Source organism: Paraburkholderia caledonica NBRC 102488, from assembly GCF_000685095.1.
GTDB classification, from domain to species: domain Bacteria; phylum Pseudomonadota; class Gammaproteobacteria; order Burkholderiales; family Burkholderiaceae; genus Paraburkholderia; species Paraburkholderia caledonica.
This window is the reverse complement of record NZ_BAYE01000023.1, coordinates 39,820-56,513: the sequence shown is the minus strand read 5'-3', so window position 1 is coordinate 56,513 and position 16,694 is coordinate 39,820. Positions and strand designations below refer to the sequence as shown.

General features: G+C 64.0%; 9 protein-coding genes. 8 read left to right on the top strand and 1 reads right to left on the bottom strand.

Going from position 1 to position 16,694, the window contains the following annotated elements:
* Nucleotides 1–9 precede the first annotated feature (9 nt).
* The 3 genes from BCA01S_RS29140 to BCA01S_RS29130 are packed head-to-tail and all read left to right on the top strand — an operon-like array spanning nucleotide 10 to nucleotide 5,052.
* Nucleotides 10–2,181, top strand: coding sequence for a hypothetical protein (locus tag BCA01S_RS29140; protein ID WP_027779932.1), 2,172 nt, complete (start codon nucleotides 10–12; stop codon nucleotides 2,179–2,181).
* A complete protein-coding gene (locus tag BCA01S_RS29135; RefSeq protein ID WP_027779931.1) occupies nucleotides 2,159–4,078 on the top strand; it encodes a P-loop NTPase family protein in 1,920 nt (639 codons plus the stop codon). Before BCA01S_RS29140 ends, BCA01S_RS29135 begins: the two co-directional genes overlap by 23 nt.
* The gene (locus tag BCA01S_RS29130; RefSeq protein ID WP_027779930.1) at nucleotides 4,075–5,052 is read left to right on the top strand and encodes a hypothetical protein; all 978 of its coding nucleotides are present in this window, start codon (nucleotides 4,075–4,077) and stop codon (nucleotides 5,050–5,052) included. The genes BCA01S_RS29135 and BCA01S_RS29130 overlap by 4 nt, the downstream gene beginning before the upstream one ends.
* 21 nt (nucleotides 5,053–5,073) lie before the next feature.
* Here the strand turns inward: BCA01S_RS29130 and BCA01S_RS29125 are convergent, their stop codons facing one another.
* Nucleotides 5,074–5,415, bottom strand: a complete 342-nt coding sequence (locus tag BCA01S_RS29125; RefSeq protein ID WP_244146095.1) for a hypothetical protein — start codon at nucleotides 5,413–5,415, stop codon at nucleotides 5,074–5,076.
* Nucleotides 5,416–5,650: 235 nt separating this feature from the next.
* On the opposite strand from BCA01S_RS29125, the gene BCA01S_RS35470 reads away from it, so the two are divergent.
* The 5 genes from BCA01S_RS35470 to recD all read left to right on the top strand — a co-directional run bounded on the left by BCA01S_RS35470 (nucleotide 5,651) and on the right by recD (nucleotide 16,664).
* Nucleotides 5,651–5,791, top strand: coding sequence for a hypothetical protein (locus BCA01S_RS35470; protein WP_169740546.1), 141 nt, complete (start codon nucleotides 5,651–5,653; stop codon nucleotides 5,789–5,791).
* A gap of 310 nt (nucleotides 5,792–6,101) precedes the next feature.
* Nucleotides 6,102–6,938, top strand: coding sequence for an SIR2 family NAD-dependent protein deacylase (locus BCA01S_RS29115; protein ID WP_027779928.1), 837 nt, complete (start codon nucleotides 6,102–6,104; stop codon nucleotides 6,936–6,938).
* Between the two features lie 146 nt (nucleotides 6,939–7,084).
* The gene (recC, locus tag BCA01S_RS29110) at nucleotides 7,085–10,741 is read left to right on the top strand and encodes an exodeoxyribonuclease V subunit gamma (RefSeq protein WP_027779927.1); all 3,657 of its coding nucleotides are present in this window, start codon (nucleotides 7,085–7,087) and stop codon (nucleotides 10,739–10,741) included.
* Nucleotides 10,738–14,559 (top strand): exodeoxyribonuclease V subunit beta, encoded by a 3,822-nt coding sequence (gene recB, locus BCA01S_RS29105; protein ID WP_027779926.1) that lies wholly within the window; start codon nucleotides 10,738–10,740, stop codon nucleotides 14,557–14,559. Before recC ends, recB begins: the two co-directional genes overlap by 4 nt.
* Entirely contained in the window at nucleotides 14,556–16,664 is a 2,109-nt protein-coding gene (recD, locus tag BCA01S_RS29100; RefSeq protein ID WP_027779925.1) for an exodeoxyribonuclease V subunit alpha, read from the top strand. Before recB ends, recD begins: the two co-directional genes overlap by 4 nt.
* Nucleotides 16,665–16,694: the final 30 nt, after the last annotated feature.

Below are 16,694 nucleotides of genomic sequence, written 5' to 3'. Positions count from 1 at the left end.
GAGAAAGACATGGCATTCAACACGGCATCTATCGAGAAACTGACGAGCGCGCTGGCAGGCGTCCTCAAGGCGAGTGTCGGCACCGGCGCCGACAAAGCCGACACGGCGGCCATCGTGGAAGTGGTCCGCAAGCTTCAGATCATGCGGGAACTCAACGAGCGCTATTACATTGCCGTCGCGGGCAGTCAGGGGGCGGGCAAGACACGTCTGATGCGCGAACTGTACGGTCTGGACCGCACCTGGCTTGACGACAACGAAGGCCGTGGCGAGAAGGTGCCCGTGTTTATCGTCGAACAGGACGGGATCAGCGAACCGCAGGGCGTCGTGCAATGCATCGACCCAAAGACGGGGCAGCTGAACGAAAAAGAAGAACCGCTCAGCGCGGAAGACTTTGGGAACCGCATCAGAAGCTGGGGCGACGACGCAGGCAAGATCGAACTATTGCCGAAGCTGCTCGTGCCGCGCCTTCATTTCAACGGCAGCAAGATGGGCTTCGTGTTGCTTCCCGGCTACGAGATCGAGAGCGAAGACAACACCGTCTGGCAAAAGCTCATGCGCCGCACGCTGCGTCTCGCGCTTGGCACCGTCGTTGTGACCGAGGCGGCGCGCCTTGCCGAAAGCAGCCAGCGCGAGATCGCGGAGGATCTGGCTCGTACCTGTCTGGCGCGACGCAAGCCGATCATCGTCGCCAGCAAGACGGAGAGCCTCGAGCCGAACGATCGCGCGGGTGTTGTCGAGCGCGCGGCGCAAGTGTTCGGCGTGCCGGAGGACGAGCGCGACCGCGTCGTCACGACGGGCGTGGGCGACGAGTATGTCAAGCAATGGTCCGAAGCGCTGCTCACCGCGCTGAACCGCTATGCGCTGCACGCGGCGGAGTCGGCCGAACTGCGCATTGAAGACATGCTCGATCTGCTGGACAGCGAACTGCCCGACTTGCAGGAGCGTATCGAGAACTCGCTGGTCGACAAGGCGATGATGCAGTCGGTGGCCGAACGCCATCGCACGGTCATCGTGGAGCATTTCACGACGGCGGCTGCCACGTACCGGCTCCGATACGAGCGTGAACTGCGCAGCCAGACGCGCGTCTATGCGAACCGCGCGCGAGAGACCGCAAGGCAGCGCTACCAGAACGAAGAAGTCGGTCTGCAGAACAAGCTTCGTCAGGTGAAGAATTTCATGATGCTGCAATCGGGCGCGGATGAGCAGACGCATATCCGGCGAATCGTCGATAGCTGGAGCGCGCCCGCAGGCGAAGGACCGGCGACCCTGCTGGACAGCGACTTCTGCGTGCTGTCGCGCATGAGCCAGTCGTATCTCGAGATAGATTCTCCCGCCGCGGAGGGAATGCTCGCCAACACGCCGATGCTGCCGATGCTCGGGTACAAGAGCGGCGCCATAGAGAGGTCGGGTGAACCGTCGTGGGCGGCGCCGCATGTGACGTCAGGGCTCAAGCGCGCGTTGGTCGTCCCAAACGATGAACCCGCCGTTCCAACCGATCTGAGCCATACCGATCATGAATCGCTGCAACGCGTGGTCGAGTTGATCCCGGCCATCATGATGGAATTCGTTCGTATCAATCAGGGCATGGTGGTTGCGGAACCGGAACTGCGTGCGAGACTCGGCAAGCTGAAGGACTCCGAGAAAGGCGTCGCAGCGAACCAGCTGGGCGACGCCGGGAAGAACCTTGGCAGCACGCTCGAAGCGAGCGATTCGCTCAAGAGCATCTTGCGCGCGGTGGGCTGCATTCTCGCCGTGGACGTGATCATCGACGGTTCGGTCGACACGATCCCGACGATGATTCACGCGATCTTCGGCACGGCCGGTACGGCAGCGGCCGCGACCGCGGGCGCGACGGCCTCGCTGATCGCGTCGGGCGTTCTGGCCGCCGGGTTCCTGCTTCACTCGGCGATCAAGGAAGTGCATCAATACGATGCGGCGCGCTTCGGCTACATCAACACGGTGATGGATCACCTGAGCAACGAACATATCGCGCATCAGCTTCACGTCTACGATCAATTGATGGAACAGATCAATGAGCGCATGCACCGCACGCTCGCGAAGGCATATCGCATCGATGTGTCGTCCGGTTTCCGCGACCAGATGCTGCGCTGTCTCGCCGCGCTCGAACGCGCCCGCCTCAACCTGATGAGCGACGTCCGTGATCGACAAGTTCTGGCTTGACCTGTACGAAACGCGTCACCAATGGGCATTCGATGCCTTCGCGGATTTCGTGAAAGGCATTGATCCCGAACTCACCTCGGGTGTCGGTCGATCCGAGCACGTGACGGTTGTCGTGTACGGTTCGACGCAAGTCGGCAAAACGACGCTGATGCTCGACATGCTTGGAATTGGTAGCGAGCATGCCGCCGAAGTCGGAGAAGTGCTGCGCGGGGGACGGCCGGTCGGCACGTCATCGACGGTCACCGCGCTGCGCTATCGCAAGTCGTCGGACGACAGCTGGCATCTCGGCTCGAACAGCGCGTCGCTCGACAACGCCGAAGCGGTGGCGTGGTTCGGCGCGCTGCGCGAGCAGGTGGAAGCGGGCGCGGCGACTGCGCCGGATGTCGTCGATGTGTTTATTCCGCGCCGGTGTTTCTCGTCCGAGAGCGAAGCGTTTTCGTCCGACATCCGTCTGCTCGATCTTCCGGGGCTGAACGCGGCGAACAAAAACGAAGCCGAGCACGTTAAACGTATCGCCGAAACCTATGTGCTCAACGCCGATCTGGTCGTACTCGTGGGGCGCATCAACAACCTCGGTTTTTTGCGTCCGGTCGAACTGCAACTGCCGCAGTTACAGGATTGGACCAGCTTTCCGATGCGATTCCGCGTCGTTCTGACGTACTCGTTCTCGTCGGCCAGTCTCCGAGAGTATTTCATCGAGCACGCCCCCACGATCGGAGAGGTTCGCGAGCGGTTGATTAAAGAGTTGCGATCTCATGACATCGCGATAACGTCCGAGGTTGCGCGCTATCTGTATCCGCTCGAATTCGGCCAGTCGTGGGCCGCTCTGAAGCAGGCGGGTGGCGACTACTTCGAAAGCGCGAAAGGCGCGGCCGACGAACTCTGGACCGACTTCATGGAGAGCGTTCGGAGTGTCGCCAATCCATATTCGCGGATGCGGATGGCCTTCGGCATTCAACACGCAGCCGATGAGAAGATGGCCACGTTCCACAAGGAGAGCGCGGAAACCCCCCGAGCACTGACCGAGCGGATCGACAAGGAAAGGCGCGTGCTGAGCGGCTTTCAGTCGCATGTCGACGGGCTGGCGAAGGAGTGCGTCGCGCTCGGAAAGCGGCGGGAAGCGCTGGTATCGGCCGCCGAAGCCGACCGGCTGGACGCCGAAATCGAAGCCAGATTTCCATGGAGCGATATCGTGCCATCGAAAGCGTCGCTGGCACGGCCATCCGATGTGGCGAACGCCGCGCAACATGCGCGCGACAGGCTTCTTGAGGCGTGGAACGAGTCGAGCGCACAGTGCTTTGATATCGGCGAGCGGGATCAGCCCGAAAGCGGCGATCGAGACAACGCCCACCTGTTCTTCGCGAAGTTGGGCGCGTCGCCCAACGTTCGCGAGATCGACAGTGTGATCGACCGGTTGGAGAACTACTATATCGACCGCTATTCGCCCATTTTTTCCGCGCTCGATAGCGATTACGACGAGTTCGTCGATGCCGTGCGCACCGCGCGCAAGCGTTTCGTCAACATAGCCCGCAAGACGACCGCGGATCAGATGAAGGCCGAGGCCGACGCGCTGAAGAAGAAGCTGAGAGAACACGAAACGACGCGTGAACTGGCGATTGCGGCGGTAAACAAGAGGAATGCCGCGCTTGAATCGCTTCACGACGAACGCTTGCTCGCCGAACAGCAACGCGAGGAATTCGAAACGCGCATGCAGCGCAGCGTCGAGCACAGCAAGCAGTTTCGTGCACACATGGCGCGGGCACACGATGCGGCGCTCGACGGGGCGCGACGTCTCTTCCACGACGAAACCGATTCGACGCGGGCGTTCTATCGTTTGATGTATGAACAGGTCGTCAGTCACGAACTGGCGAACCTTATGGATGGAGAGGGCGAATGAGTATGCAGGAAACGGCCAGCGCCGCCGAAGCGGGTCTCAGCGCGCTGTTGATCAAAATGATCAACGATCCGGTCGGCGAGCGTTTGTCCCGCGAGGCTGGCACGGTCAGAGTCAAGGTCGATACGGCGGTCGAGGAGATCAAGAAGTCGGTCTCGCGGGGAATCAACGAGATCAGGAAGACCTCTGAAGATAACCTGACGTCCGAGTTGGGCACGCTCAAGGGCGACGTAGTCCGCGAGGTGCGCAAGATCCCGGTTGCGCTGGTCGAGCAAATCGAGCCACGCCTCGCGGGCATCGAGGAGATGCAGCGCGCGGCGGCGGTGGAGGGAGGCGAGCTTCGCAAGACGATCGACGAAGCGCTCGCGGAGAGTCTCAGTCGCGCGCGGAACCAGGAAGCGCGTATCGAAGACCTGAGCGAGCAAGGCGCGCTGACGTCCGCGAAGACCAGCGAGCATTTCAATGCGTTCGAAGCCTTCGTCAAAGACACGGATCGTCATCGCGCGGATGCAAATGGGCGCTTTTCGTCCATCGAGATGTCTATCGGCGACGGAATTCGTGCGCACGATGCTCGCATTCATCAGGTGCTGGATGGACTTGGAAAGCTCGACGAACAATGGCATGCGCGTGTGGACGCGCTGGATCGGCAGTCGGCAGCGCGCATGGAAACGCTTGGCTCGGACGTCCGTGGGCTTATCGACGAGATGCGCGCTCAGTGGCTGACTCACATGCGCGAACTCGACGCACGGGGCAGCGCATTGCAGGCGCAGATGGAACAGTATGACGTCGCGCTACGGCGTCAGAACGAACAGCATTGCACGGCCATACAGGTCGCGCAGGCCGCGCTGGAAGGGGCTGTCACCACAGTGCAATCGCGCCAGAGCAAGATGATTCGACTCGTGTACGGCAGTTTGGGGGCGTCGGCGATGGCGGTGTTTCTGCTGATTGTGGAGGCTGTGCGGGGTTTTGGTCATTGAGGAATCGCATCGCCCGCCCACTCAACCGGCGTTGAGCGTAGCAAGAAGCCGCTGCAATCTGCGCAACTGCGGCGGCGTAATCCCTGTTGTGAGGCAGGCCTGACGCACGCGCGCATGCCAGTATCGCTTGCCGAAAACCGCCGCTTTGCAGTCGAAGCGCGCGGCAAGTTCAAGATGCGCGATGGCGGCATCGAGGTTCTTGTTCGTATAGAGGCTGGTACTGCTGGTTGATGCCTGTTTTGCGGGCGCTTGCTTCTGCTTGTTGGGTGCGAGCATCTGAATCCGGTCAGCAATCGTGGAGACGAGATCCTCAACCGGAATCAGGACATTTCGCGTCTCTAGGGCGTTCGTGTTGTGCGGCACCACAGTCGCGATGTCTGGGACATGAATTGTCCCAATGCGGCTTTAGAGTGCTGTCCTTGTGACGCACCGACGGCCCCGCACGCTTCGCCCGAATACAACGACTAAACATCGTCATTCGATAACGATGCATACCGGCCGATGTTCAAGAATCTCCGCGCGCTGCCGTAATTGCCGAGGTGAATTCATGCGATCCGTCGCACGGATTCGCCATAACGACCTGAGAGAACGCAACATAATGAACAACAATTCGCCGCTCGAAAGCCTTGCAGCATTTGCGATTGTCTTTGCCGCCGGCATCCTGTCGACAGTCGTGCTCAGCAAATATGTCGAGAAGGTGCGCCGCGATGCGCAGAATGCCGCGTCCAGCGCCGCGTGAACAATCGACGCGTTAGCTCATGCCGATCCCTGCATCGCCTATGAAAGTGACCTGTCCCATTTGCGGCTGGTCCCGTGTGCTCCCACAGCGCAGCGATGTGCTTGCGGTGCCCGGCGCCTGCCCTGGATGCGCGGCGACGGATCTCGACATACGCGTTGCGGGTCCGCTCGATAGCCCCGGCGCGCTGGCGGAATGGATCAAGGGCCGGCTAGGAAAACAGTCGCGCTTCAGGCGCTAGCCCACAGCATCACGCTTGACAACGAAACGGACCACCGCCGACAGGCGGCCAGAAAAACGAAGGTTGGACGGCATGAAAGAACAACATCAGGCAGTGGAGCAAGCCGTGGCCTGGCTGCGCGAGGCGGACGGACTCCTCGTGACGGCAGGCGCCGGCATCGGGGTCGACTCGGGGTTGCCCGATTTTCGCGGCAACGAAGGTCTGTGGCGCGCATACCCGGCGCTGGGCGCGGCGCGGATCGGCTTCGAGGCGATCGCCAATCCCGCGTCGTTTGCCGACGATCCCGCGCTTGCGTGGGGGTTCTACGGGCATCGGCTCAAGCTGTATCGCGATGTCGTGCCTCACCAGGGGTTCACGATCCTGCAACGCTGGTCGCAACGCATGCGACACGGCGCGTTTGTGCGCACCAGCAACGTCGATGGGCAGTTTCAACGCGCGGGCTTTCCCGAGCGCAGCGTCGCCGAGTGCCACGGCTCGATTCACCATCTGCAGTGTGTGTCGCCGTGCTGCCCGAGCATCTGGTCCGCGACGGGTTTCGAACCGATCGTCGACGAACCGGCCTGCCGTTTAGTCGGAGCCTATCCGCGCTGCCCCGCATGCGGCGCAATCGCGCGGCCCAATGTGCTGATGTTTTACGACGCCGCCTGGCTCTCGCAGCGCACCGACGCACAGGAAGAACGCCTGCATCGCTGGCTCGGTTCCGTGAGTCGTCTCGTGACGGTCGAACTCGGCGCGGGCACGACGTTGCCGACCATTCGCCGTTTCAGCGAACGCCACGGGCCGCGCGTGATCCGGATCAATGCCCGCGAGCCGCAGATCGACCCGGCGAAAGGCATCGGCATTCAGGGCGGAGCGCTCGCGACACTCGTTGCACTCGATCACGCGTTCACTCAGGCCACCGGCACGTAAAAAGCGTTGATCCGCCGACCATCCACCATCGCCGTCAACGTGTTTGCCGCTATTCAACTCACGACCACGCGTACCGCACGGAAAGCAAGCGGCCCCGCGACGCACACGCGCGACGCTGACCTTCTCCCGCGTTCAAGGAGCTTTTGTTGACCTCAAATTCGATTTCACCCGGACTGATGCTGATTCACGGCAATCGGTCGGAGCGGCTTCGCGATCTGCTCGTCGAATGGATGAAGCGCTACCCGCTTTCACCGCTCGAAAACGAGACGATCCTCGTGCAAAGCAACGGCATTGCGCAATGGCTCAAGCTCGCGCTCGCCGCCGACCGTGATCCGGCAACCGGCGCCGGCGGCTGCGGTATCGCCGCCGCGCTGGAAATCTCGCTGCCGTCCACCTTCATCTGGCAGGCGTATCGCGCGGTGCTGGGTGCGGGGTCAGTGGCCGAGGTGTCGCCGTTCGACAAATCGCGCCTCGTCTGGCGGCTGATGCGGATGCTGCCCGCGCTCGTCGACCGGCCGGCGTTCGAGCCGCTGCGGCGCTTCATCAGTCGCGACGACGACCGCCGTAAGCGCTTTCAGCTTGCCGAGCGGATCGCCGATCTGTTCGACCAGTACCAGATGTATCGCTCGGATTGGCTCGCCGGGTGGGCGAATGGCGACGACAGCGTGCTCGACGCGCGCAACGAGGCGCATCCTTTGCCCGACGAACAGCGCTGGCAGGCGGCGCTATGGCGCGAACTGGTCAAGGACGTCAGGACTTCGGCGAAGACCTCGGCTGATCTGGAAGCGATGTCGGACGGCGGACGTGCCGCCGTTCACGAGGCGTTCCTCGCGCGAGCCGCCGCGTGGGACAGCGAAGAGCGTCCGCCCAGGTTGCCGCGGCGGGTGATCGTGTTCGGCATTTCGAGTCTGCCGCGCCAGTCGCTGGAGGCGCTGGCCGCCATCGCACGCTGGACTCAGGTGCTGATGTGCGTGCCGAATCCGTGCGCCCACTACTGGGCCGACATCGTGCCCGACAAGGAGCTGCTCCGCGCGCGCCATTCGCGGCAGCAGCGCCGCGAGGGCGCGCCCGCCGAAATGCACGAGGAACAGCTGCATCTGCATGGGCATCCGTTGCTTGCGTCGTGGGGCAAGCAGGGACGCGACTTCATCGGCTTGCTGGACGAATTCGACAACCCCGAAGCGCGGGAGCGCTATCGCCCGCAGTTCGCGGGCATTGGCCAGCGCATCGACCTGTTCGACGAGCGCGAGGCAAGCACGCTGCTGCAACAGCTGCAGGACGATATCCGCGATTTGCGCCCGCTGAGCGAGACGCGGACCGAATGGCCGCCGCTCGATCCGTCCTGTGACGAGTCGATCCGGTTTCACGTCGCGCACAGCGCGCAGCGCGAAGTGGAAATCCTGCACGATCAGCTGCTCGCCGCGTTCAACGCCGATCCCAGCTTGCGTCCGCGCGACATCATCGTGATGGTGCCGGATATCGACGCTTACGCGCCGCATATCCAGGCCGTCTTCGGGCTGCTCGAGCGCGGCGACCCGCGCTACATTCCGTTTAGCGTCGCCGATCGCGGACAACGCAAGGCGGACCCGCTCGTGGGAGCGCTGGAGACGCTGCTCAGCTTGCCGCATTCGCGCCTGAGCGTGAGCGATCTGCTGGATCTGCTCGACGTTCCAGCGCTGCGCAGGCGTTTGGCGATCGAGGAAAGCGATCTGCCCACGCTGCGCGCATGGATTCGCGGCGCGAATATCCGCTGGGGCCTGCATGCCGAGCATCGCGCGAGTCTTGGCTTGCCGAAGGACGACAACGCGGCCGCGCCGCATACTTGGATGTTCGGCCTGCGCCGGATGCTGCTCGGCTACGCGGTGGGCGGCGATGCGGGCGCGTGGGGCGAAATCGAGCCGTTCGGCGAAGTGGGTGGACTGGACGCCGCGCTGCTCGGCCCGATCGTCAGGCTGATCGACGAACTGGATAAAGCGTGGCGCACGATGAGCGAGCCGGCGACGCCCGCTGTCTGGTGCGAGCGTCTGCGCGAACTGAAGCGGGGATTCTTCAGCGCCGACGACGGCAACGATGCCTATACGCTGTCGCGCCTCGACAATATCCTGCAGACGTGGCTCGACGCGTGCACGCAAGCGGGACTCGACGACACGCTGCCGCTTTCCGTTGTCGGCGATTACTGGCTGGGTCAACTCGACGAGATGGGTCTCGCGCAACGGTTCTTCGGCGGCGCGGTGACGTTCGCGACGCTGATGCCGATGCGCGCGATCCCGTTCCGGCGCGTCTGTCTGCTCGGTATGAACGACGGCGACTATCCGCGCATGCGGGTGCCGATGGATTTCGACCTGATGCGCGGCCACTATCGCCCGGGAGACCGTTCGCGTCGCGAGGACGACCGCTATCTGCTGCTCGAAGCGGTGCTGTCGGCGCGCGATCATCTGCATGTGTCGTGGGTCGGGCGCAGCATCACCGACAACAGCGAGCGTCCGCCTTCCGTGCTGATCGGCCAGCTTCGCGATCACCTCGTAGCAGGTTGGCGGCTCCCTGATCAGAGCGACGATAAGCCTACAGCGCTGGTCGATGCGTTGACGGTCGAGCATCGTTTGCAGCCGTTCAGCGCCGAGTATTTCCCTGCGGCTACCGATGAGACGTCGCCGCTCTTCACCTATGCAGCCGAGTGGCGGACCGCGCCCGCGCAAGCGGCACGTGACACCGCTACACCCCACGCGCCACTTGCAGCACTCGTGCGTGACGAGCCGTTGTCGCTGCGCGATCTCGCCGACTTCCTGAAAAATCCCGTCAAGGCGTTCTTCAGCCAGCGTCTGCGCGTCGAACTCGACGCCCGCGAAGCGGCGAGCGACGACCAGGAGCCGTTCAAGCTGAACGCGCTCGAGACGTGGACGCTCCAGAACGAGCTGATCCGTGCGCAGGCCGCCGAAGTTCATGACGGCAACGACGATGCGGCCCTTGCCGCCGTGCGCGAAGCGCTTCTCGCCGGCATTCGTCGCCGGGGCGACGTTGCGGCGGGCGGCTTTGGCGACCTCACCGCCGGCAAGCTGGTCGAGCCGATGGAGAAGGTGTTCACCGAGTATCGCAAGCAGCTCGAACGCTGGCCCGCATCTATCTCGCGCGAGCAGGCGATTCGTTTTGAAACTCAAGGCGAATTCGGGCGGCTGGCCGTCTCGGACTGGCTCGGCCAATGGCGCACGGATGCCGACGGCAAGCTCGCGCGACTGTTGCTCGAAACGAGCGAACTCGCGGATGGGAAGGCGAACCGATATCGCTATGCGAAGCTGATTGGACCTTGGGTTCAACACCTCGCGGCGAATCTCGAAGGACGTGACGTGACGACGGTGATCGTCAGCAAGAAGGGGACGGTCGAGTTCGAACCGCTCGAAGAAGCCAATGCGGCAGCCCATCTCGGCACGCTTCTGCGCGCGTGGGAAGAAGGCATGCGCAGGCCGCTGCCGCTTGCCGTCGATACGGCGGTCGAATGGCTGTTCGCAAGCGGCGCTTTTGGCGATAACGGGAAACCCAGCCAGGACCCGGAAGCGGCCGCCACGAAGGCCGCGCGCGAAAAATACGACGGCTTTTTTTCGTCCGGAGAGACGGCGAAGAGCGCGGCGCTGTGCCGTGCGTATCCCGACTTCGATGCGTTGTCCGCGAGCGGCGAATTCGCGGCGCTTGCCGAAATGCTGCTCGGGCCGCTGATTCGCGCGGTCAAGAAGAAAGACAAGGGCCGAAGCAAGGATAAAAGCAAGGATAACGACAAGGCCGCGCTCAACGCGGCAGGAGCGAATGAATGAACGGGCCTACCCCTTCCACCATCCCGATGAACGTGCCGCAGCCGCTCGATCCGCTGCGCTTTTCGCTGTCCGGCCGCAGCCTGATCGAAGCGAGCGCGGGCACGGGCAAAACCTTCACGATCGCGATGCTCTATGTCCGGCTGGTGCTGGGTCACGATCCGTCGAACGAGCATGCCCGCGCGTTGACGCCGCCGGAAATTCTGGTGGTGACCTTCACCGATGCCGCGACCAAGGAACTGCGCGACCGTATCCGCGCGCGATTGACCGAAGCGGCGGCATATTTTCAGGCCGACCCGGCCGACGTGACCCCGCTCGCGCCGGGCAAGACCGATCTGCTGCACGCGCTGCGCGCAACCTATCCGGAGGATCAGTGGCCCGCATGCGCGCGCCGGTTGCAACTCGCCGCCGAATGGATGGACGAAGCGGCCGTGTCGACCATCCACGGCTGGTGCAACCGGATGCTGCGCGAGCACGCGTTCGATAGCGACAGCCTGTTCACCCAGACGCTCGATGCCAATCAAGGCGAACTGCGCGCCGAAGTGGTGCGCGACTACTGGCGCACCTTCCTCGCGCCGCTCGATGCGGCGGACGCGGCAAGCGTCGCTCGATGGGCAGCCACGCCGCAGGACTTGCAGGGCAAGCTGCGCAATCTGGTCGGTCTGGCGCCGCTGCTCAAGGACGCATCCGCGCCTGCAATGGCGTTGCAGGAAGCGCGCGAAGCAACCACACAGCGGCTCGCGGAACTGAAGGCGCCGTGGAAGACGTGGCCAGCCGAAATGAAGCAGGTACTCGACGCCGCACGAGACGCGCGGCAATACTTCGGACGAGAGTTGGGACCGGCGAATTGCAAGGAATGGCTAGATGCGCTGACCGAATGGGCAAGCGATCCGCTACAAGATAAGCCCGCGATGAACAAAAACGGCTGGGAGCGTCTGACGCCGGCTGGACTCGCAGCGTATTGTCAGCACGGCACGCCGCCGTCGCACCCTGGCTTCGCCGCGCTCGTGACACTGCGAGCCGACCTGGAGGCGCTGCCCCATGCGCGCGACGATTTCTACTCGCATGCGGCGCGTTGGGTCGCGGAGCGCTTCACCGCGGAGCAGGCGCGGCGCGCGCAGATGGGCTTCGACGATCTGCTGACGCGGCTCGACGCCGCGCTGGGTGGGCCGAATGGCGAACGTCTCGCGGCGATCATTCGCAAGCAGTTTCCGGTCGCGCTGATCGACGAGTTCCAGGATACGGATCCGGTCCAGTACCGTATTTTCGACACCGTCTATCGTCAGACGAACCAAGGCGCGAACGACTTCGCGACCGACGTTATGAGAGACAGCGCGGCGAGCGCGCTCATCCTGATCGGTGATCCGAAGCAGGCGATCTACGCATTTCGCGGCGCGGATATTTACACCTATCTCACCGCGCGCCGCTCTTGCGGCACACGGCTCTACACGCTCGCGACAAACTTCCGCTCGACGCATGCGATGGTCCGCGCGACGAATCACTGCTTCGACGTCGCGGAGCAGCGTGCCGATGGCAACGGCGCGTTCCAGTTCCGCACGAGCGATGGCAATCCGGTGCCGTTCGTGAACGTCGGCGCGAAAGGCCGCGACGCCGCGTTTGTCGTCGACGGCGCGACGCCACGTGCCTTGACGGCATGGTGGCTGCCTGCCTCCGGCGACGGCGAGCCGATCGACAAGAACGCGTATATCGACGCCATGGCGCAGTCCTGCGCGACCGAGATGGTGCGTCTGCTTCGCCTCGGGCAGTGCGGCAGCGCCGGGTTCGTGAGCGCGGATGGGCGAGACGCGCTGCGTCCGGCCGACATGGCGGTGCTCGTCAACAATCGCATCGAAGCCGAAGCGATCCGCTCGGCGCTCGCGAAGCGCAACGTGCGCTCGGTCTATCTGTCCGAGAAGGAGTCGGTGTTCCAGAGTCCGCAGGCGGCCGAATTGCAGCACTGGCTCGCGGCCTGCGCGGATCCCGACGACGGGCGGCGCGTGCGCACCGCGCTTGCCACTTCGACGCTCGGGCTTGGCTGGACCCACCTCGACGCGCTCTACAGCGATGAAATGAAGTGGGAAGCGTGCGTGCTCCAGTTTCGCGGCTATCGCGAATGCTGGCGCCGGCAGGGCGTGCTGCCGATGCTGCGCCGCCTGCTCAACGATTTCGGCGTACCCGCGCGGCTGCTCGGCCTGACTGGTCACGATGGGCGGAACGCGGAAGACGGCGAACGTGTCATGACCGACCTGCTGCATCTGGCCGAACTTTTGCAGCACGCCAGCACGCTGATCGAAGGCGAGCACGGCCTGATCCGCTATCTCGCCGAACAGCGCGAGGACGCGTCCGAAGGGAGTGGCGGTGGCGAAGCGCCGCAGGTCCGTCTGGAAAGCGACGGCGATCTCGTGCAGGTCGTGACGATTCACAAGTCGAAAGGACTCGAATATCCGCTCGTCTTTTTGCCGTTCATTTGCGCGCATCGTCCGGCCAAGGCCGACGACATGCCGCTCAAGTGGCACGACGCGCAAGGCGAGTTGCAGGTTGCGCTGGCCAATACGGGCGGCCTGCTTGAAAAGGTCGACGACGAGCGGCGCGGCGAAGATCTGCGCAAGCTCTACGTGGCGATGACGCGCGCGCGTTACGCGACCTGGATCGGCCTCACGCCCATCAAGGAATTCGAGCGAAGCGCGATCGGCTATCTGCTCAACGGTGGAAAAGCGCTTGAATCGGACGACCTCGTTTCGAGCCTCGAAAACGCATTCGGTGACTCGGCGGACATCGCGATTGCGCCCGCGCCCGAACCGGACGGCGAACGGTTCGTGCGTCAGGACTATGCCGCGCGGCAAGGTCGGGCACTCAAGTCGGCGCGGGTCATGCGTGAAGCGTGGTCGGTGGCGAGCTATTCGAGCCTCAAGAAGATGGGCCACGGCGCGTGGATTGCGCCGGACACGTCCAGTGAGGAAGGCTTTATCGAGGCGCGCGATGCCGAGCTGGAAGTCGACGAGGACGACGCACCGTCACCGCCGCTGCGCGCCGCGGCAGTGCAGCCGGCCGGGCGCGTGTTGCACGATTTTCCGCGCGGCTCCGACGAAGGCACCTTCCTGCACGATCTGCTCGAATGGGCGGCGCGGCACGGGTTCGGCGAAGTCGCGGCCGACAGCGCGCCGCTGCGCGAAGTGGTCGCGCGTCGTTGCAACGTGCGCGGCTGGGAGCGCTGGATCGACCCGCTGACCGAATGGATCAGGCAGATTGTCACGACGCCGCTCGGATTGACCGGAAAGCAGGGCATCAAGGCGACATCGGTTACGCTGTCCGATCTGCGTGCGTCGATTGCCGAAATGGAGTTCTGGCTGACCGCGCATCACGTCGATACCGCCGTCATCGACAGGCTCGTCACCGAACACACCGCCGGTCGCGCCGAACGTCCCGCGATCGAGCCTGCCCAGCTGAACGGCATGCTCAAGGGTTTCATGGACCTCGTGTTCGAGCACGAAGGGCGTTACTACGTGGCCGACTACAAGTCGAACTGGCTCGGCGCCGACAATGCCGCCTACACGCCGGAGCGAATTAGCGCGCAGATCTTGCGCTCGCGCTATGACCTGCAATACGTGCTGTATCTGCTCGCGCTGCACAGGCTGCTGAAGGCGCGGATGACCGACTACGACTACGACACGCACATTGGCGGCGCGGTCTATCTGTTTCTGCGAGGCCTGAACTCGTCGACGCAGGGGATCTATGCCGAGAAGCCGCCGCGCGAGCTGATCGAACGGCTCGACGCATTGTTCGCGGGCGGCGTTGCCGTCGCCAATCTGGAGACAGCATGAGCACGATTTATCCTGAAACGACCGACGCGGTGACCCAGGGCGTGGCAAGCCGCGACCAGGTTGAACGGCTGCTCGAGGGCTGGGCCGAGCGGGGCTGGCTGCGCGACGTCGACGTCGCGTTCGCGCGTTTTCTCGCGCGCGAGGTGCCGGATGCGCATCCGCTGCTGATCCTCGCGGCGGCGCTCGCGAGCCATCAGCTGGGGCGGGGCCATGCGTGCCTCGATCTCGCCGCAACGCTCGACGACCCGACGACGGTTCTCTCGCTTCCGCCTGAGGGTCTCCTCGCGGACGATGAAGACGGGCATCAGTTGATGCTGCCTTCGAAGGTGCTGGCGGACATCACGCTGGAGCGCTGGCGCGCGGCGCTTTCGCATGCAGACCTGGTAGGAGACGGCGCGGGCGGCACACCGCTGGTGCTCATCGGGATGCGGCTCTATCTGCGGCGCTACTGGCAGTACGAACAGAGCGTGTGCGGCGCGATCGGCCACCGTATGGAGGCGACGAAGCAGTTGCAAAGCGGGCTCGACGCAAACGGTTTGCGCGCTGCGCTTGCGACGCTGTTTCCAGCGCGGACGAGCAATGACGACGACAGCCGGTGCGACTGGCAAAAGCTCGCTTGCGCGCTAGCCGCGCGCAGCGCGTTCACCATCGTCACGGGCGGACCTGGCACGGGCAAGACGACGACCGTCGTGAAGCTGCTCGCGTTGCTGCAATCGCAGGCACTGGCGGGCGATGCCGCACGCGCGTTGCGCATCCGCCTCGCGGCGCCGACGGGCAAAGCGGCCGCGCGGTTGAGCGAGTCGATTGCGAGCGCGGTCGCGCGTTTGCCGCTCGATGCGTTCGCGCAAGGCGAGGCGATTCGCGACGCGATTCCCGTCGCGGTCACCACGCTGCACCGGCTGCTGGGCACGCGTCCGAACTCGCGGCGTTTCACGCATCACGCTGGCAATCCGCTTGCGCTTGAAGTGCTGGTGATCGACGAGGCGTCGATGGTCGACCTCGAAATGATGAACGCCGTGCTCGATGCATTGCCTGAGCACGCGCGCCTGATCCTGCTCGGCGACAAGGACCAGCTCGCTTCCGTCGAGGCCGGCGCCGTGCTCGGCGAACTGTGCCAGCGGGCGGGCGCGGGCAATTACACCCGCGCGACGCAGGACTGGCTGGAAGCCGTAACGGGCGAGCGCATTGATGCCGCGCTCGTGAACGACGCGGGCAGCGCGCTCGATCAGTCGATTGCCATGCTGCGCTTTAGCCACCGCTTCTCGAAGGAAAGCGGCATCGGTCAGTTGGCCGAGGCGGTCAACAGCGGCGAGCCGGCGAGAGTCGCAAAGGTGTGGGCGCACGGCCATGCGGACCTGGCGTTCATCGAGTCGATGGAAAAGGGCGATGCGTCGCTCAAGGCGCTTGTTGTCGATGGCGTGGCTGCGTCCCCTCAAGGCGACGCGGCGGTGGATGCGCGGCACGGCTATCGCCAGTATCTGCAAACCTTGCGCGATAAGCAGCCGTCGCACGATGCCGCTCAGCCGGCATTCGATGCCTGGGCGAACGCCGTGCTCGACGCGCATGGCGAATTCCAGTTGCTGTGCGCGTTGCGGCGGGGCGCGTGGGGCGTGGAAGGACTGAACCGGCGGGTCGCGCATCTGCTTCAGCAGGAGGGGCTTATCGCGGCGACCGGCGAATGGTATGTCGGGCGACCGGTGCTGGTGACGCGCAACGACTACGAACTGGGCCTGATGAACGGCGATATCGGCATCACGCTTGCGCTGCCATCGTCCGATGGCGGTTGGAGCCTGCGCGTCGCGTTCGGCGCGGGCGATGGCTCGGAGCGCATCAAGTGGGTGCTCCCGAGCCGCCTGCAGGCCGTCGAGACGGTGTTCGCGCTCACCGTCCATAAATCGCAAGGCTCGGAGTTCACCCACGCGGCGCTTGTACTGCCCGACACGTCGAGCCCCGTGTTGACGCGCGAGCTGGTCTATACGGGCATCACGCGGGCCCGCAGTTTCCTGACCATCGCGAGCGCGGGCGGAAGGCCGATCGTCGAAAGGGCGGTGCAGGCGTGCGTGCTCCGCGCAAGCGGACTGTCGGCCGGATTCAATTTTAAATAGCTTTTTTAGGGCTTTTTTCGAGGAAGCACA

Excerpts from the sequence above, each read along its gene's own strand:
- BCA01S_RS29140 (WP_027779932.1), top strand. The coding sequence starts at position 10 with ATGGCATTCAACACGGCATCTATCGAGAAACTGACGAGCGCGCTGGCA.
- BCA01S_RS29130 (WP_027779930.1), top strand. The coding sequence starts at position 4,075 with ATGAGTATGCAGGAAACGGCCAGCGCCGCCGAAGCGGGTCTCAGCGCG.
- BCA01S_RS35470 (WP_169740546.1), top strand. The coding sequence starts at position 5,651 with ATGAACAACAATTCGCCGCTCGAAAGCCTTGCAGCATTTGCGATTGTC.
- BCA01S_RS29115 (WP_027779928.1), top strand. The coding sequence starts at position 6,102 with ATGAAAGAACAACATCAGGCAGTGGAGCAAGCCGTGGCCTGGCTGCGC.
- recB (WP_027779926.1), top strand. The coding sequence starts at position 10,738 with ATGAACGGGCCTACCCCTTCCACCATCCCGATGAACGTGCCGCAGCCG.
- recD (WP_027779925.1), top strand. The coding sequence starts at position 14,556 with ATGAGCACGATTTATCCTGAAACGACCGACGCGGTGACCCAGGGCGTG.